This is a genomic window from Glaciimonas sp. PAMC28666 (genome assembly GCF_016917355.1).
Taxonomy (GTDB): Bacteria; Pseudomonadota; Gammaproteobacteria; order Burkholderiales; family Burkholderiaceae_D; genus Glaciimonas.
This window is the reverse complement of record NZ_CP070304.1, coordinates 4,518,363-4,535,042: the sequence shown is the minus strand read 5'-3', so window position 1 is coordinate 4,535,042 and position 16,680 is coordinate 4,518,363. Positions and strand designations below refer to the sequence as shown.

At 49.6% G+C, this 16,680-nt stretch carries 18 protein-coding genes and 1 tRNA gene; 8 read left to right on the top strand and 11 right to left on the bottom strand.

All coding sequences use genetic code 11. The features are described from left to right. The first annotated feature begins 85 nt into the window (after nt 1-85). Entirely contained in the window at nt 86-712 is a 627-nt protein-coding gene (locus tag JQN73_RS19340; protein WP_205320563.1) for a hypothetical protein, read from the top strand. A 222-nt stretch (nt 713-934) separates the two neighbouring features. Here JQN73_RS19340 and JQN73_RS22875 read toward each other — a convergent pair whose 3' ends face one another. From JQN73_RS22875 to JQN73_RS19305, 8 genes are all read right to left on the bottom strand, one after another. Then, nucleotides 935-1,027 (bottom strand): BrnA antitoxin family protein, encoded by a 93-nt coding sequence (locus tag JQN73_RS22875; RefSeq protein ID WP_370551265.1) that lies wholly within the window; start codon nt 1,025-1,027, stop codon nt 935-937. After that, nucleotides 1,024-1,188, bottom strand: coding sequence for a hypothetical protein (locus JQN73_RS22870; protein ID WP_370551264.1), 165 nt, complete (start codon nt 1,186-1,188; stop codon nt 1,024-1,026). The genes JQN73_RS22875 and JQN73_RS22870 overlap by 4 nt, the downstream gene beginning before the upstream one ends. Nucleotides 1,189-1,201: 13 nt before the next feature. After that, entirely contained in the window at nt 1,202-1,609 is a 408-nt protein-coding gene (locus JQN73_RS22865; protein WP_370551263.1) for a BrnT family toxin, read from the bottom strand. Nucleotides 1,610-1,740: 131 nt separating this feature from the next. Then, nucleotides 1,741-1,830 (bottom strand) — tRNA-Ser (locus JQN73_RS19325). Between the two features lie 110 nt (nt 1,831-1,940). Next, nucleotides 1,941-3,212: a radical SAM family heme chaperone HemW gene (gene hemW / locus JQN73_RS19320; protein ID WP_205320562.1), complete on the bottom strand. Its 1,272-nt coding sequence runs from the start codon at nt 3,210-3,212 to the stop codon at nt 1,941-1,943. Continuing rightward, nucleotides 3,209-3,793 carry an RdgB/HAM1 family non-canonical purine NTP pyrophosphatase gene (gene rdgB, locus JQN73_RS19315; protein WP_205320561.1) on the bottom strand — a complete coding sequence of 195 codons (585 nt, stop codon included), beginning with the start codon at nt 3,791-3,793 and terminating at the stop codon, nt 3,209-3,211. Before rdgB ends, hemW begins: the two co-directional genes overlap by 4 nt. Before the next feature lie 135 nt (nt 3,794-3,928). Further along, entirely contained in the window at nt 3,929-4,675 is a 747-nt protein-coding gene (gene rph / locus JQN73_RS19310; protein WP_205320560.1) for a ribonuclease PH, read from the bottom strand. Nucleotides 4,676-4,982: 307 nt separating this feature from the next. Further along, complete coding sequence (locus JQN73_RS19305) at nt 4,983-5,996, bottom strand: serine/threonine-protein kinase (protein WP_205320559.1); 1,014 nt, start codon at nt 5,994-5,996, stop codon at nt 4,983-4,985. Between the two features lie 126 nt (nt 5,997-6,122). Here JQN73_RS19305 and JQN73_RS19300 point away from each other — a divergent pair, with 126 nt between their 5' ends. After that, nucleotides 6,123-7,028 (top strand): YicC/YloC family endoribonuclease, encoded by a 906-nt coding sequence (locus tag JQN73_RS19300; RefSeq protein WP_205320558.1) that lies wholly within the window; start codon nt 6,123-6,125, stop codon nt 7,026-7,028. A gap of 176 nt (nt 7,029-7,204) precedes the next feature. Here JQN73_RS19300 and JQN73_RS19295 read toward each other — a convergent pair whose 3' ends face one another. The 3 genes from JQN73_RS19295 to JQN73_RS19285 all read right to left on the bottom strand — a co-directional run bounded on the left by JQN73_RS19295 (nt 7,205) and on the right by JQN73_RS19285 (nt 10,390). Then, nucleotides 7,205-7,600, bottom strand: a complete 396-nt coding sequence (locus tag JQN73_RS19295) for a lysozyme inhibitor LprI family protein (protein WP_205320557.1) — start codon at nt 7,598-7,600, stop codon at nt 7,205-7,207. Nucleotides 7,601-7,716: 116 nt separating this feature from the next. Then, complete coding sequence (locus JQN73_RS19290) at nt 7,717-9,027, bottom strand: homoserine dehydrogenase (RefSeq protein ID WP_205320556.1); 1,311 nt, start codon at nt 9,025-9,027, stop codon at nt 7,717-7,719. 133 nt (nt 9,028-9,160) lie between these two features. After that, nucleotides 9,161-10,390, bottom strand: a complete 1,230-nt coding sequence (locus tag JQN73_RS19285; RefSeq protein ID WP_205320555.1) for a pyridoxal phosphate-dependent aminotransferase — start codon at nt 10,388-10,390, stop codon at nt 9,161-9,163. Between the two features lie 355 nt (nt 10,391-10,745). On the opposite strand from JQN73_RS19285, the gene JQN73_RS19280 reads away from it, so the two are divergent. The 6 genes from JQN73_RS19280 (at nt 10,746) to JQN73_RS19255 (ending at nt 16,560) form a co-directional block, all read left to right on the top strand. Next, on the top strand, nt 10,746-11,162 hold the full coding sequence (locus tag JQN73_RS19280) for an Mth938-like domain-containing protein (protein ID WP_205320554.1): 417 nt from the start codon (nt 10,746-10,748) through the stop codon (nt 11,160-11,162). Next, nucleotides 11,155-12,984: a glycosyltransferase family 39 protein gene (locus JQN73_RS19275; RefSeq protein ID WP_205320553.1), complete on the top strand. Its 1,830-nt coding sequence runs from the start codon at nt 11,155-11,157 to the stop codon at nt 12,982-12,984. The genes JQN73_RS19280 and JQN73_RS19275 overlap by 8 nt, the downstream gene beginning before the upstream one ends. Before the next feature lie 5 nt (nt 12,985-12,989). Beyond that, complete coding sequence (locus JQN73_RS19270) at nt 12,990-13,361, top strand: EamA family transporter (RefSeq protein ID WP_205320552.1); 372 nt, start codon at nt 12,990-12,992, stop codon at nt 13,359-13,361. Nucleotides 13,362-13,561: 200 nt separating this feature from the next. After that, complete coding sequence (locus JQN73_RS19265; RefSeq protein ID WP_205320551.1) at nt 13,562-14,698, top strand: DegT/DnrJ/EryC1/StrS aminotransferase family protein; 1,137 nt, start codon at nt 13,562-13,564, stop codon at nt 14,696-14,698. Between the two features lie 15 nt (nt 14,699-14,713). Beyond that, nucleotides 14,714-15,670, top strand: coding sequence for a glycosyltransferase (locus tag JQN73_RS19260; RefSeq protein WP_205320550.1), 957 nt, complete (start codon nt 14,714-14,716; stop codon nt 15,668-15,670). Next, nucleotides 15,667-16,560: a formyltransferase gene (locus tag JQN73_RS19255; RefSeq protein ID WP_205320549.1), complete on the top strand. Its 894-nt coding sequence runs from the start codon at nt 15,667-15,669 to the stop codon at nt 16,558-16,560. Before JQN73_RS19260 ends, JQN73_RS19255 begins: the two co-directional genes overlap by 4 nt. Nucleotides 16,561-16,680 lie beyond the last annotated feature (120 nt).

Genomic DNA, 16,680 nt, shown 5'->3' with positions numbered 1-16,680 from the left:
TTTTTTAAAATCTTATACGTACAGTTAGAACCTGCGTCTACGTAGGCGACAAATTGTCTCTTTTTCTTTAAATCTTAGGTGCATCATGCCAATTGACGTTACTCGTCCGTTAAAGCTATACAGATATTCTGAGAAAAAATGGTTAGAGAGGTCCTTGAATCTAGGAGAGTTTCGTCTTCGCCCCGCATCTGATTACAAGAATCAGGAAGTAGATCCTGCGCGACACGACGATGAGCTTTGCCGTTCATATGCATCCCCCACAAGTGCTGTGACTATCGCACTAGTGACCACCGGGCAGCAGATCAAGCCGATCGGAGACGTTATCTATCGGTCACACGTCGGCACCAATTATTTAACGATATGCTTTTCAGATTCTTGGGATGAGCTTTTGTTCGACGATTTTCGCGGCACAGACTCTTGCCTAGTTATTCATAATGTTGAGGAGTTTTGTGAACGGTTTCACGTAGCGATGGCGTCAGCGCTCCCACAAGGGGCGAGAATAGATGGTCCTATTATTTATGGCGAAAGAAGTAGCCTTGGGGCGATCTTCTCGAAACCAAAATGCTTCATTTCACAGCGGGAATGGCGCTTCGCTTGGCGCCCTTCTAACTCTACGCCACACATCGATCCGGTAATTATCAGTATGGGAAGTATTTCGGATATTGCAGAGCTTGTTGAAAAGCCGTTGCACGGAGCCACTCTCGCCCAATAATTCGTTGAGCGCATTAATTTGTTGAAATTTCATGTTTAATGCTCCTCATGTGGATCAGTTGTAATCCATACATTGATGTGTCCTCCACCAGCTCATGCGTGCGGAATGTGCGGTTGATGTTTAACGTTGAATTTCTCTATACCGAAAACCCGACCGACCGCTTTGGGTCGAGTACGGTCATACGAAGGCTATTTACTCGTGACTTAAATTTCCTAACCTGGATCACAAAACCCGATGCGTTGTCAGCCAATCCCGCAACGCGTCGTTCATCCTGGTCTGCAATCCGTCGCCACCCTGCTTGAATGCCTGAATCACCTCGGCGTCGAACCGGACTGTAGCTGCACTTTGGTACCGTCTACAGCAGAACGTCCGCGCATAGGGCGCAATTTTTTAAACTCTGTCTGAGACAAATCATAGGCGTCCGGATCGGCAGCGATTCCCGCATTAATCGCGGCATTCTCTTCTGGGGTAGGCATGATTGTGCCCAATTTAAGTTGTGGCATAGCGTTTCACCTCTCGTTCGTTCGCCTTGCGCTGGCTGATGATGCGGCGCACATCGTTGCGATCCCCAAACACAACCAAGTACAGACGCAAATCAATGTAAGTATAACCAATCATCCGCTCCTCGCTGCATGTGTGTCGCTTGTCGGCGGTCACATACAACGTATCCCATTCGAGCAACGCCGCCAAAGAAATACCGTGCTTAACTTCATTGTTGCTGTCTTTGGTTTGGTTAAATGTAATCTCCATACGTATATGGTGTAACAACATTAATGGTGATTGTGACGAGAAAGTTGTCACTACGTTTAGTTGTAGCCATTCTTCCAGTGGAAATTGATGGTTTTTCCCGGTGAAATGGCGACTGTTTTTTGACTTTAAAGCATCATTTTTAGTCAAAAAATAGCAGGGGTTGCGGACGCATTGTATTAGTTGCGGACGTTTGTCTTAAAAGATGCCAAACATACAATTAAGAAATCAAACCCCCAAAACAAAAAAGCCCTGAATAATCAGGGCTTTATGTTTAAAACTGGCGGAAGCGGTGAGATTCGAACTCACGAACGGGATAAACCGTCGCTAGTTTTCAAGACTAGTGCCTTCAACCACTCGGCCACACTTCCAGAGAGCCGAATTATACCTAAGTCAGGCCGAAATGACGAGGAATGGATGCTAAATTTTAGACAATATTTGATTTTTTTTGTTTTCAATGCGATTGCCTGGACATTTTTGATTAATCCACTAGAAACATCTGTTGCAGGTCATTCAGAAAGCGCTCACCCAGGGGAGTCGGTTTAATCAACTGATGATCACGATATAGCAAGCCTTTGGCCTCCGCATCGTTTAACGATTTTTCAATTGTGTTTAGGGACATGCCGGTTCGCTCAGCGAAGAGGTTGACCTCGAAGCCGCCATTCAGGCGCAAAGCGTTGAGCATGAATTCAAATCCTAACTCGCCTCTTTCAATCTCAACCTCTTCCTGCACCACGTTGCCGAGTCTTGTTTGTTCCAGATATGCTTTTGGCTGCTTGTAACGCATTTGCCGGATGACGCGATGCGGGAATGATATTTTGGAGTGCGCACCGGCACCTATGCCGAGGTAGTCGCCAAATTGCCAATAGTTCAAGTTATGACGCGCCTGCCGACCCGGTTGGGCGTAAGCCGACACTTCGTAATGGCCATAACCCGCCTCTGAGGTTAACTTAGTGATCATATCTTGCATTTCGGCGCTTGCATCATCATCAGGCACCTGCGGCGGATACTTGGCGAAATAGGTATTGGGTTCAAGCGTCAGGTGATACATCGACAGATGCGGGGGTGCAAAGCCGATGGCCGTGGTGACGTCCTGGAGAGCTTCTTGCTGGGTTTGTCCGGGTAATGCGTACATCAAATCCAGGTTGAAGTTGTCGAACGTACTTTGCGCAATTTCGACAGCGCGACGTGCCTCACCATCATCATGAATGCGTCCTAACGCTTGCAGATGACGGCCGTTAAAACTTTGAATGCCTATTGATAGACGATTGATTCCACTGGCGCGGTAGGATTTGAATTTCTCTACTTCGAAGGTGCCGGGATTGGCCTCCATAGTGATTTCTGCCGCGCCATCCAGCGGAAGTAAGGCACGAATATCCGACATTAATCGATCCAGCCCGGCTGCGGACATGAGGCTGGGCGTGCCGCCGCCGATGAATATGGAATAAACCTTGCGTCCCCATATGAGCGGCAGTGCGTTTTCGAGATCTGTGCGCAGCGCGTTCAAGTATTCTTCCTCGGGAAATCCACCCTTCGCTTCGTGCGAATTGAAATCGCAATAAGGACATTTTTTGACGCACCACGGAAAATGTACATATAGCGACAGGGGCGGCAACGCACTCAAATGCAAAGTCCCTGGCTTTAAATACGCCAGCGCTGCTTGTGCAGCGCCATCCAAAGTTTCGACCGATCTTTCAGCCGAAGCTACTTTGGTTTTGCTTGTCCCAGTGCCAATAAATTTGATAGGAATCATCGCAACTTTTCAACCAGTGTGCGCAACGCCTGACCGCGATGCGAGAGAGTATTTTTTTCGAGCGAAGTCAGCTCGGCGGCTGTCTTACCTAAGTCAGGCAAGAGAAAATGGGCGTCATATCCAAAGCCGCCCTCGCCGCGCGGTTCCGCTATGATTTCACCATGCCAGCTACCGTCGGCGATGACCGGCTGTGGATCGTCGGCGTGACGAACAAATACCAGCACGCAATAATAATAAGCCGATTTATCGTTGTGCTTAGCCAAGTCTGCGATCAGTTTGCGATTGTTCTCGGCATCAGACTTTGGTTCGCCAGCATAGCGCGCTGACAGGACACCGGGCGAACCTTGCAACGCATTGACGCAAACGCCAGAATCGTCAGCTAACGCTGGCTTCCCGGTCAGTCGGGCGGCATGACGCGCTTTAGTCAAAGCATTTTCGACAAAAGCAAAGTATGGCTCGTCCGCTTCGGGAACATTAAATTCGCCCTGTGGATGAACGTCGAAGCCGACGCGGGAGAGCAATTGACCGAACTCTTTTAATTTGCCAGCGTTATTCGAGGCTAAAACTAAGGTACGTAGCATAGATAGATGAATGGATAACTTTAAACAGAACGAAAGAAAAAAAGAAGAAAGACTGGCGCACCGCTGGAAGCTCGGCGTAATCGGTGGAACAGGATGTCAGCCAATAATTAATAACTAATAGTTACCCGTTAACAGTTAAGCTGACAATCCCAATACTTCCCGTTGCATCGCGATCAATTGGCCTATGCCGGTTTGCGCCAGATCCAACAAACTATTCAATGTGGGACGATCAAATGCAACGCCTTCTGCAGTGCCTTGCACTTCAATAAAATGACCTGCGTCGGTCATCACGACGTTCATGTCTGTATCGCAGCCTGAATCTTCAAGGTAATCCAGATCAAGCACCGGCGAACCCTGCACCACACCCACTGAAATCGCAGCGACAAAATGCTTTAATGGAATCGTAGCGATCAATTTGTTATCGACTAGCGTGCTAAATGCGTCATAAGCTGCAACCATGGCCCCGGTGATCGCCGCCGTGCGGGTGCCGCCGTCGGCTTGAATCACGTCACAATCGAGATGCAGCGTTCGCTCACCAAAGGCTTCAAGATCAAAAGCCGCACGCAACGAGCGACCGATCAATCGCTGGATTTCCTGCGTGCGACCCGATTGTTTGCCACGCGCCGCTTCGCGATCCATGCGCGTATTGGTTGAGCGCGGCAACATGCCGTATTCGGCAGTGAGCCATCCTTGCCCTTTACCCTTTAAGAAACCGGGAACCTTATCCGAAAGGCTCGCGGTGCAAATCACTTTGGTATCCCCAAATTCAATCAGTACTGAGCCTTCAGCATGTTTGGTGTAATTACGCGTCAGTCGTACTGCACGCAACGAGTCGGACGAACGGCCGCTAGGACGGGTGAAGGCAGTTGAAGCAGGTAACATTTTATTCCTTAATAATCGGCGGTTCTAATGGTTCAAATGACGCTGAAAAAAAGTCACAGACGCTGATTTGTGTATGGGACGGCGGGCCAGTTCGGATCTTTCGTGAGGACTGAAATGTGATCACCCGGCACTTGAAATTGCAATAGTCCCACAATGACTGGTGTCGAATTGCAATCAGTTTCACGTGCATCCACAAACCACCGTTGAGATCGGCATATTATCGCCGTTTTTACCTGTGACTTTGATTGCGCCATAAGTATACGCCGCTTGGGCAGTTTCGTCGGGAACGAGACTCATCTAAAATCCGTTACCGCGTGTTTTCCTGAATGGTATCCACAGCTACCGGCAACGCACGGCGAAACTGTATACGTGAATAAAACAGGTTCCGCAATTTGCGCGACACTTTTACCATAAACGAAACTTCTTCTTTCGGGTCCGGTGTCATCAATGCACGCTGCAATGAAAACACGCTTTGCGGTCGCTGCAATGGATCGACCGTCAGACTCCAGCGCACCACCTGAATTAATCTGGAACTATAAACTCCCTCTAACTTCCGAAAATGCTCTTCCATTTTATCATCGAGCTTGCGCTGATCGACGGGTTGCGGAGGCGTCCCGGTCATGCACGCAAACATGGAAGCACCGATACTATAAATATCAGTCCACGGTCCTAACTCTGCATTTTTCTCGTACAGCTCCGCGGGGGCAAAACCCGGCGTATACATGGGATACAACTTTGGAGCATCGGTGCGTAGTGTTTGACGGGAGGCACCAAAATCCAGCAAAATCGGGGTTCCGTCGGCACGTAAATAAATATTCGCGGGTTTAATATCCAGATGCAACAGCTTGTGGGTATGAACTTCCCGCAATCCATTCATGACCTGGTGAAACATCTTTCGGAGAAATTTTTCGGAGACCAGCGGGGTTTCGCCTTGATTCCGACGTCGCAAAATATGTTCTTGCAAAGAACGTCCGGACTCATACGCCATGACCATATACACCGTGTCATTAGCGCGGAAGAAATTTAGCACACTGACCACGTTTGGATGGGAGATTTGGGCTAACGCTCGCCCTTCTTCAAAAAAACATTTAAGGCCGATGCGAAAAATCGGCAGATTTTCAGCAGGTATGGCGGGCGACAACTCGCCCCACTGACGCAGCGCCAGCGAACTCGGTAAATACTCCTTTATGGCGACGGCAGTACCGTCGTCATCGTAAGCCAGATAGACAATACTGAACCCGCCCGAGGCAATCTTCTTTACAATGCGGTATCCAGCGAGCTTAAGCCCATCAGGCAGTGGAGCATTGTTTTGTGCTGCCATACGATCATAGTCCTATCAATTGTTGGTAGTTTGATCCCAAAATCTGCTGCATGACTGCGATTGTCTTGATAATTCACAAAATTGTAAACAAGAATCAAAAAGGACTTTATTTTGGCTATTTGCAGCATGACCGGCTACGCCGTCAATACATTTCAAAGTGCTGCCGGCACGATCACAATTGAACTGAAAAGCGTCAATTCACGATTTTTAGATTTGCAGTTTCGTATTAATGACGATCTGAGAGCCTTGGAACCGGCATTACGCGAAGCCATCATGGCGGGTATCAGCCGCGGCAAAGTCGAGTGCCGCCTGAGTTTTGGTCGTAAAGCGGGCAATGACAGCAGTCAGTCCTTGAATACGACCGTGTTAGCATCCTTAGCTGAACTACAAAATGCCGTACAGAAACAATTTGGCGAAGCAAGTCCGCTTACCGTGGGTGAGTTGTTGCGCTGGCCTGGCGTTATAGAAGAAACCGTGGTCAGTCAAGATACGCTGCAGAACGACGTGCAAACCACCATGGCCGCCACGCTTACGGCTTTCGTGGAGTCGCGCGCGCGCGAGGGCGCGGCCCTGACTGCGACGATTATTGCGCGTATTGATGCAATGGAAGTCATCGTCCAGCAAATCACGCCATTGGTGCCGCAAGTTATTGCGCAATTCCAGCAAAAAGCGATCGCGAGGATGCAAGAGGCGCTGGGGCTCGCGCAACCGGATCCCAGTGCCAGCGTCCCCACTTCTGCATTATCGCGGGACGAAGCAATGGACCGAATTCGCCAGGAAGTCACGCTGTATGGCATCCGGATAGATATTGCGGAAGAACTGTCTCGACTCGGGGCCCATTTAACAGAAACCCGCCACATCTTGAAAAAAGGTGGCCAGGTTGGCAAACGCCTCGACTTCATGATGCAAGAACTGAATCGCGAAGCGAACACGGTCGGCTCAAAGGCTGCAATCAAGGAGTTGGCCGATGCATCCATGGCGCTTAAGTTATTGATAGATCAAATGCGCGAGCAAGTGCAAAACCTGGAATAAACACTGATTACCAAGAACATCGGCATTAGCGTTAGCTTGGCGATGCGCTACTGAAAGTGAAAAAAAGCGACCCGCTCAAGCCCGTCGCTTTCTTTATTTTTATTTCCGCCGCTGCTGCCATCGATCAGAGAGAATTCTAATCACATTGACTCGTGAAGTGATCCGACTCTGGCGGATTAACCACCTGGAACAAATTCCTTTTTTAACTCTTTGGTCCGCTGCTCGGTATGCTCCGTCATACAACCAAGATAGGCAATATTTCGAATCGTACCGCCCTCATTGTAGGTATAAATGGCTTTACAATCATTTTCTCGGAAGCTTATCCAAGCGCGTTGTGCTGTGACCAGATACTGCTTGATGACCGAATTTCGCGAATCAGGCGTATCTTTTTCAGAGAATTTTTTTATCAGCGTTTGATAAGCCTGATTAAGAGAACGATCAGCTTTATCAAGCTGTTGCTGACCGCAATCGTTCATCTCGAGCATATTACGCTGGGTGACACAAGGATCTTCAGCCTGAGCGTAAGCAGGGAAAGTCATCAGGCACCCTAAAACTATTAACAATCTATGCATATCGCAGGCTCCGATGGGTGATCAATGGCTGATCAATGAGTGATGCACCGCACTCACCGGCGCTCCAAAGTGCAAAACCACGTTCACCTGGCCTCACAGCCAGGTGTGAAGTCGGCTTAAGTCAATTCTTCGAGACGAATTTTGGTGACTGTGCCAACCACTGTTTCCAGCGCTTCGATTTTTGCAATCGCAGCTTCTACATTTTTCTCTTGGGTTTGATGGGTCAGCATGATGATATCCGTACGGGTTTCGCCTTCAGCTGGTTCTTTCTGTAGCATCGCACTGATAGAAATCAGCGAATCGGCCAAAATGCGCGTGACATCGGCGAGCACGCCAGTCTGATCTGTTACACGCATCCGCAGGTAGTAACTGGTGGTGATTTCAGCCATTGGTAAAATGGCGATATCAGTCATTGCATCCGGTTGAAAGGCCAGATGCGGAACCCGATGTTCAGGGTCAGCCGTTGCCAGTCGTGTGATATCAACCAAATCTGCGATCACTGCGGAGGCAGTCGGCTCAGCACCAGCTCCCTTACCGTAATATAGTGTTTCGCCGACCGCGTCGCCACGCACCAGAACCGCGTTCATAGCGCCTTCAACGTTTGCAATCAAGCGGCTAGCTGGAACTAAAGTAGGATGTACACGCAGTTCGATACCGGCTGAAGTACGCTTGGTGATCCCGAGTAGCTTGATGCGGTAACCGAGTTGCTCGGCGTAGCGAATATCCGTCGCCTGCAATTTCGTGATCCCTTCAACATGCGCCTTGTTAAATTGCACCGGAATACCGAACGCAATTGCGGCCATGATCGTCAGCTTGTGGGCGGCATCGACGCCTTCGATATCAAAAGTTGGGTCCGCTTCCGCATAGCCGAGGCGTTGCGCTTCTTTTAAAACGACTTCGAAATCCAGCCCCTTGTCGCGCATTTCCGACAAGATAAAATTGGTGGTGCCGTTGATGATCCCAGCGATCCATTCAATGCGATTGGCCGTCAGACCTTCACGTAGCGCCTTGATAATAGGAATACCGCCAGCAACCGCCGCCTCAAAGGCAACGATGACGCCTTTTTCCTGCGCTGCTTTAAAGATTTCGTTGCCATGCGTGGCGATTAACGCTTTGTTTGCCGTAATCACATGTTTGCCATTGGCGATCGCCTTCAGGACGAGGTCTTTCGCAATGCCGTATCCACCGATCAGTTCAATAACGATATCGATTTCGGGATTATTGATCACCAGGTTGGCGTCGCTGACGACTTCCACTTCGCCATTGGTCAACTCTCTTGCGCGCTCTGTATTGAGATCAGCCACCATCGTAATTTCAATAGCACGACCAGCACGTGCCGCGATTTCCTGCTGATTGCGTTTCAAAACGTTGAACGTGCCGGAACCGACTGTGCCGATGCCGAGTAAACCTACTTTGATGGATTTCATAATCTCTACTATCTGTAAAAATGCTACTAACGAATTGCCATAAAGGCTAGTTCGGCGGGATGAACAACAACGTCAGAACCCTCATTTGACAAAATGTCGATGGTTCTGATATTCAGTGAAATTTTGCGCGGTGTCAGGCAGTTCCGTGACGCTTGCGATACCCTTCTAAAAAGTGGGCAATCCGACCGACCGAGACGCCGAGATCGTCAATATTTGGCAAAAACACGACGCGAAAATGGTCTTGCGTCGGACAGTTAAATCCGGTTCCCTGTACCACCAAAACACGTTCCTCTGCCAACAATTGATAAGCAAAATCCTGGTCGTCAGCAATCGGGTACATTTGCGGATCAAGGCGCGGGAACATGTACAACGCCGCTTTTGGTTTAACGCACGTCACCCCAGGGATCTCGGTTAATAATTTATACGCCATATCGCGCTGACGCGTGAGGCGACCGGTCGGGCTGACCAAGTCATTAATACTTTGATAACCACCTAAAGCAGTTTGAATCGCAAATTGCCCCGGCGCATTGGCGCATAGTCGCATCGATGCCAGCATGTTCAAGCCTTCGATATAACTTTTTGCATGTCTTTTTTCACCCGACACGACCATCCACCCAGCACGATAACCGCATGATCGATAATTCTTCGACAAGCCGTTAAACGTAATGAACAGCACATCATCGGCAAGGGAAGCGAGCGAAGTGTGCGTGTGTCCGTCGTACAAAACTTTGTCGTAAATTTCATCCGCAAAGATAATTAACTGGTGCTCACGCGCTAAATTAACGATCTCTTGCAATAGCGAATCCGGGTATAAGGCGCCGGTCGGATTGTTTGGGTTAATCACAACAATCGCGCGCGTGTTGGCGTTTATTTTGCTCTTGATGTCGGCAATATCGGGGAACCAGTCGGCTTTTTCGTCACAAATGTAATGACGCGGAATACCACCAGAAAGACTCACGGCAGCGGTCCACAACGGATAATCCGGCGACGGCACCAGAACTTCATCACCGGTATTGAGCAAGGCGTTCATGCTCATGACAATTAGTTCTGATGCACCGTTGCCAAGATAGATATCCTCAATAGTCACGCCTTGGATATTTTTCTGCTGGGTATAATGCATTACCGACTTGCGCGGGGCGAACATGCCTTTGGAATCGGTATAACCGGCGGCGTTACCCATGTTCCGAATCATGTCCTGGACAATTTCGTCGGGCGGTTCAAAGCCGAACACGGCCAGATTGCCAATGTTCAACTTGATAATCTTGTGGCCCTCTTCTTCCATTTGCCGCGCTTTTTCGAGCACTGGCCCACGGATGTCGTAGCAAACGTCGTCAAGTTTTTTTGATTTTTTAATCGTCCGCACAGCGCAATCCTTATTATTTGATGACAAATTCATATCCGCTAATGGAATACCCCATTGCGGGAATCATTGTTCATAGCTCTGTATGCGTAGTTGCAAATTTTATTGCGACTATGTAAATAGAATACATTTTTTTCTGCTTTTCACGCCTCTCGTCCGCAAGACGTCGAAGACCGGGGAAAATAGGCCATGACCCCTCATTTTGCCGAAAGCGTGAAGCTTTATCAATCAAATTATCATGTAATAGCACGTTGTTACCCATGGAAAACGCTACAATGCAGCACTTTATTTTCCTTTTTACGGGAATTGACGGATTGCCGGCAGTCTAACGGTGGTTAATCACGCGGAGAATCAGACTATGAAGCTTCATCACACCTCAACGCAACAATATCAAACCGTAACCGCATACGATGACGACGGCGTCGACATTAATTTAGTGCGCTTTAACCATAGTCTTTTGGTTTTGCCCGAGTTGCCGCCAGTCGCCTGGCCAGTTCGCAGCTTTGATCGACTCGACCCTGAACATTTTGCCCATATTAGCAGCACCGATCCCGACGTCGTGATCTTGGGTACCGGTAAACGGCAACGCTTTATTCATCCAACGTTGACCACAGTCCTTACCGCGCGACGGATCGGCGTCGAGTGCATGGATAACCAAGCGGCCTGCCGGACCTACAATATATTAATGGCCGAAGGCCGCAAGGTTGCGTTGGCCTTGATTTTCGATACGGTCGATCCGACCAATACTGCTAAGGAATCCGCTCAAGATGCGTGAATTGCATAAATCCAAAACGTTTGTATGGGTGTTGTTTCTTCTTTTTTGTATCATCTGGTTCTACATGCTGGGCGCAAGAACGCTGGTTCCCAGCGACGAAGGCCGCTACGCTGAAATGGCGCGCGAAATGGTCGCAACCGGTGACTGGATTACTTTGCGCTTAAATGGCATTAAATATTTTGAGAAGCCGCCCCTGCAAACGTGGATGAACGCACTGACCTTCGAGGTGTTCGGTTTAGGTGAATGGCAGGCCCGGTTGTGGACAGGTTTGTGCGGGTTGCTGGGTGTTGTGCTAGTTGCCTTCACCGGTCGCAAAGTCTTTTCGGAGCGGGTCGGTTTTTTCGCTGCTTTGGTGCTGGGCTCCAGCTTTTTATGGGCCGGACTGGGGCACATCAATACGCTGGATATGGGTTTAGCCGGCATGATGACGCTTTCTCTTTCAGGCCTGTTACTGGCCCAACGAAGTGACGCAACCGCTTTGCAACAACGCAACTGGATGCTGATCTGCTGGGCGGGCATGGCGCTGGCAGTTTTATCAAAGGGACTTATTGGCATTCTCTTGCCGGGAGCAGTGCTGGTGCTTTATACCGTATTTTCTCGAGATTGGGCGATCTGGAAGCGCTTGCATCTGCTGAAAGGATTGATCGTATTTTTTGTTATTACCACGCCGTGGTTCGTGTTGATAACCCTCAAGAATCCGGAGTTTCCGCAATTTTTCTTCATTCATGAGCAATTCCAGCGGTTCACTAGCAAAATTCACCATCGTTATGGACCGCCGTATTACTTCTTGCCAATTTTGCTACTTGGCATCATTCCTTGGCTAGGGGTACTTTTTCAAAGTTTGTGGAATGGAGCGCACGAGCGAAATGCGGCCTCCGGCTTCCAGCCGAAAAAAATGTTATTGATTTGGACACTGTTCATTTTCATCTTCTTTAGCATTTCTGACTCGAAGTTACCATCCTACATCCTGCCCATTTTTCCGTCGTTGGCACTACTTATAGCTTGCCATCTGGATAAAGCCTCGAATAAGGCAATCAACGCGTCGGCGTTGCTATTGTTAATTCCGGGAGCGATTGGAGTCGCACTGGCCTGGAAAATACCGTCCTTGGCAAAAGATGCGTTTTCGGCGCCGCTAATGGCGGCCCATGTTCCATGGGTATTTGCTGCGTCGGTGGTTGCGTGTATCGGTTCTGCCGCTGCCTTGTTGCTCTCACGTCGCCAAAAAGAATGGGCGATTGTGGCGTTAGCGGCCAGTGGCTTCATCGGTGGCCAACTGCTGATGTACGGCCACGATGCGCAAGGTCGCTACTCCGCTGGCGTCAACCTGGTGCCTGCAATTCAGGCCGAATTAACGCCAGACACGCCGATTTACGTGGTGGGAAAATACGAACAATCATTGCCGTTTTATCTCCGTCGCACCATGATTATGGTGCAGCACATGGATGAACTGGAGTTCGGCTTAACGCAAGAGCCGCAGTTGTGGATCCCGACGATTGATGCTTTTGCCGCCAAATGGACCGCAGACCATGCAGCAGGAAAAAAGGACGTTGCCATTATCCGTCCCGAAAATTATGTTGAATTGCAAAAAGCAGGGGTTCCGATGCGTGTCATTGCGCAAGATCCGCGCCGTGTGGTTGTGACCAACGCGATGCTTAAACCCGGCGAAAAATCCAATCCAGCGAATATTCCCAAAGCGATGATGATGCCCCCTACGCCACAACCGGCTGCATCAACACCTGCTGCGGGGGCCGCTCCGGATACCGCTCCGGCTACCGCTCTGGATAGTGCCGTATCTGCTTCAACATCGTCGCAAAAGGAATAAATCCGATGACAATTACAACCTTTGGCTTTATTTTGACCGGTGTATTCCTCAACGCGTTGGCGCAGCTCTTGCTCAAAGCGGGGACAAACGCGGTCGGTGCAATTCACTTGACCAGCCAGAACTGGTTTCCTACAGGCATCAAATTAATTACTCAACTCCCTATATTAGGTGGTTTAACCTGCTATGTTATTTCCGTCGGGGTCTGGATCATCGGCCTATCACGCGTGGACGTTACTATTGCGTATCCCATGCTTTCGCTCGGTTATGTCGTTAGCGCCATCGGCGCGTGGTACTTTTTGGGGGAAGTTATTTCGGCGCAACGAATAATGGGAATCGGCGTCATTATCATTGGCGTAGTGTTACTTACGCGTAGTTAATAGCGGCAATAAAAAGTAGCAAAGTAAGGTAACAAAACAGTTGAGCCAGAATCGGAGTGCAGTGTTACAAGGCTAGACTTGGCAAGGCATGCCCGCACCGATTCAAAGTTGTATCCAAACACCTGTTTTGCCACTCTTGCTGACTTAAATCGTTTTTTTATTGAAAATCATTTTCTTAAAATATTGTGGTCCACATCGCTATGAGTCAACTACCATTTCTTCCTTTCTCCAAGCCTACGATCGACGAGGACACGATAGCCGCCGTCGGCGACGTATTGCGTTCCGGTTGGATTACCAGCGGTCCTAAAGTCCAGGCCTTCGAAAGCCAGTTATCGGCATATTTCGGCGGCCGTCCGGTGCGAACCTTTAACTCTGGCACCTGCACAATGGAAATTGCGCTTCGCATCGCTGGCATAGGACCCGGCGACGAGGTAATTACCACCCCCATTTCCTGGGTGGCGACGGCCAATGTCATTATCGAGACCGGAGCGACCCCAATATTCGCGGATATTGATCCCCTCACCCATAATATCGATCTGGATAAGCTGGAAGCCGCTATTACGCCACGCACCAAAGCTATTATTCCTGTCTATCTGGCGGGTCTCCCCGTGGACATGGACCGTTTGTACGCGATTGCAAAAAAATACAATCTACGAGTAGTGGAAGACGCCGCGCAAGCGCTCGGCTCCTCTTGGAAGGGTCAGAAAATTGGGGCTTTTGGTGATTTTGTTTCATTTAGCTTTCAGGCCAATAAAAATATCACCTCATCCGAAGGCGGCTGCCTCGTCTTAAACAACGCTGAGGAAGCATTGTTAGCGGAAAAGTATCGCCTTCAAGGCGTATCGCGCCGGGGTTTCGACGGAATCGATGTAGATGTTCTGGGCGGAAAATTCAATATGACCGATATCGCCGCAGCGATTGGCCTTGGCCAGTTTGCGCATATTGAGGCGATCACCGCGCACCGGCGCGCGTTAGCGCAGCACTATTTTGCCTGTTTCGGAGATGACTTTACCGAAAAATACGGTGCGGAATTGCCGATTCCCGATTTCGAAAACAGTAACTGGCATTTGTTCCAGCTCATATTGCCGGAACGCTTGGATGGCAAACCGGCACGTGCCACCTTCATGGAGCAAATGCAGGCCCTTGGCGTCGGTGTTGGCTATCACTATGCACCGATCCATTTATTTACCATGTACCGTCAACGCGGCTTCAAAGAAGGTATGTTTCCGGTCTCGGAACGCGTCGGTCGCCTGATCGTTACATTGCCAATGTTCAATGCCATGAAAACCAGTGATGTCGAACGTGCGGTGGACGCGGTAAAATCGGTGCTTAAATAAATTTGCAAAAGATTCATGAAACCAGAAATCACCGTTGTTATCCCGGTTTATAACGAGGAATCCGGCCTTGCCCAGCTATTCGAACGCCTTTATCCGGCGCTTGATGCACTCGGTACATCTTACGAAATCGTTTTCGTCAACGATGGCAGCCGCGATACGTCTGCGGCCGTTTTAGCGGAACAGTTTCGGCTGCGCCCCGATGTCACCCGTATCGTGCTTTTTAACGGCAATTTCGGTCAGCACATGGCAATTTTGGCTGGTTTTGAAAACAGTCGTGGCCAAATCATTATTACGCTGGATGCAGATCTGCAAAACCCTCCCGAAGAAATCGGCAATCTGGTCGCCAAGATGCGTGAAGGTTACGACTACGTCGGTTCGATCCGACGGCAGCGCCAGGACTCGGTGTGGCGGACGATCGCTTCCAAAGCAATGAATCGGCTGCGAGAGAAAATCACGCACATAAAAATGACGGATCAAGGCAATATGCTGCGCGCATATGGCCGCAACGTAGTGGATCTAATCAATCAATGCAAAGAAGTCAACACTTTTGTCCCGGCGCTGGCATACACCTTTGCGCGTAAACAGACCGAAATTACCGTTGAACATGAAGAACGCTCGGCTGGCGAATCAAAATATTCTCTCTACAGCCTGATACGGTTAAATTTCGATCTGATTACCGGGTTCTCGCTGATTCCCCTGCAGTTGTTTTCGTTAGTCGGCATCATTTTGGCTTTCGGTTCTGCTGCGTTGTTCATCTTGATACTCATTCGCCGGTTCCTGTTTGGCGCAGAGGTTCAAGGTGTCTTTACCCTATTCGCGATTAACTTTTTCTTGATGGGGATGGTGTTGTTCGGCATCGGCCTGGTCGGTGAATATGTTGGGCGGATATATCAGCAGGTGCGTGCGCGTCCAAGGTATGTTGTTCAAGCGATACTAGAGCGCTCCAGCGCCGATGACAGGAACGCCTCATGAAAGCGGTCGTCTTCGCCTACCATAACGTGGGCGTCCGCTGCTTGAAAGTGTTACTGGCCCGCGGCATTGATGTAGCCTTGGTCGTCAGCCACGAAGACAATCCTCAGGAAACGATCTGGTTCGACTCGGTTGCGGCTGTCTGCGAAGAACATAGCATCCCTGTCGTAACACCCGCAGACCCAGCCAGTCCGGAGTTGTTCGCACAAATGTCTGCGTTACAACCCGACTTTATTTTCAGTTTTTACTACCGCCATATGTTACCGGTGAAATTGCTAGCCCTGGCAAAACATGGGGCTTTCAATATGCACGGTTCATTGCTGCCCAAATATCGTGGTCGGGTCCCGATCAATTGGGCTGTCCTGCATGGTGAAACCGAAACCGGTGCGACATTGCATCAAATGACGTTGAAGCCTGATGCCGGCACTATCGTCGCACAAACATCCGTGCCTATATTGCCGGATGATACCGCGCACGACGTATTCAGCAAGGTCGTAGTTGCTGCCGAACAAACGCTTTGGAACGCCCTCCCCGCGATGCTATCCGGCGCCACGCCTGCGATACCGAACAATCTATCCCAAGGAAGTTATTTTGGCGGCAGGAAGGCAGCAGACGGCGAGATAGACTGGCAACAAACGGCGCAAACAGTGTACAACCTGCATCGCGCAGTCGCTCCGCCCTATCCTGGCGCGTGGACAGTCTCGAACGGTGTCACGTTCATAATAGAAAATGCACGTTTATCGGAAATTTCGATGGCAAATTTGCCTATAGGCCTGACCGTGGTGGATAATTGCATTTTTGGAGTGTGCGGGGACGGTCGTGCGCTATTGATCAAGAGCTTGTCGGCGAATGGAAGTTTAGTCACACCGCAGGCGCTACAAACAATGCTTTAGAAATCGACGACAAAACATCCGGGCAGTGTCGCCCGCCCTCGGCAGTTTGTCGAAGCAGAATTTCAAACCAATGCGATCAAAGGAATTGCAGCGTTCGAGATTTGGCGGCCAGGCACTAAC

Coding starts and splice junctions, on each gene's coding strand:
- JQN73_RS19340 (WP_205320563.1), top strand. CDS start 86: ATGCCAATTGACGTTACTCGTCCGTTAAAGCTATACAGATATTCTGAG.
- JQN73_RS22870 (WP_370551264.1), bottom strand. CDS start 1,188: ATGCCTACCCCAGAAGAGAATGCCGCGATTAATGCGGGAATCGCTGCC.
- hemW (WP_205320562.1), bottom strand. CDS start 3,212: ATGATTCCTATCAAATTTATTGGCACTGGGACAAGCAAAACCAAAGTA.
- rdgB (WP_205320561.1), bottom strand. CDS start 3,793: ATGCTACGTACCTTAGTTTTAGCCTCGAATAACGCTGGCAAATTAAAA.
- rph (WP_205320560.1), bottom strand. CDS start 4,675: ATGTTACCTGCTTCAACTGCCTTCACCCGTCCTAGCGGCCGTTCGTCC.
- JQN73_RS19305 (WP_205320559.1), bottom strand. CDS start 5,996: ATGGCAGCACAAAACAATGCTCCACTGCCTGATGGGCTTAAGCTCGCT.
- JQN73_RS19300 (WP_205320558.1), top strand. CDS start 6,123: ATGACCGGCTACGCCGTCAATACATTTCAAAGTGCTGCCGGCACGATC.
- JQN73_RS19295 (WP_205320557.1), bottom strand. CDS start 7,600: ATGCATAGATTGTTAATAGTTTTAGGGTGCCTGATGACTTTCCCTGCT.
- JQN73_RS19290 (WP_205320556.1), bottom strand. CDS start 9,027: ATGAAATCCATCAAAGTAGGTTTACTCGGCATCGGCACAGTCGGTTCC.
- JQN73_RS19280 (WP_205320554.1), top strand. CDS start 10,746: ATGAAGCTTCATCACACCTCAACGCAACAATATCAAACCGTAACCGCA.
- JQN73_RS19275 (WP_205320553.1), top strand. CDS start 11,155: ATGCGTGAATTGCATAAATCCAAAACGTTTGTATGGGTGTTGTTTCTT.
- JQN73_RS19270 (WP_205320552.1), top strand. CDS start 12,990: ATGACAATTACAACCTTTGGCTTTATTTTGACCGGTGTATTCCTCAAC.
- JQN73_RS19265 (WP_205320551.1), top strand. CDS start 13,562: ATGAGTCAACTACCATTTCTTCCTTTCTCCAAGCCTACGATCGACGAG.
- JQN73_RS19260 (WP_205320550.1), top strand. CDS start 14,714: ATGAAACCAGAAATCACCGTTGTTATCCCGGTTTATAACGAGGAATCC.
- JQN73_RS19255 (WP_205320549.1), top strand. CDS start 15,667: ATGAAAGCGGTCGTCTTCGCCTACCATAACGTGGGCGTCCGCTGCTTG.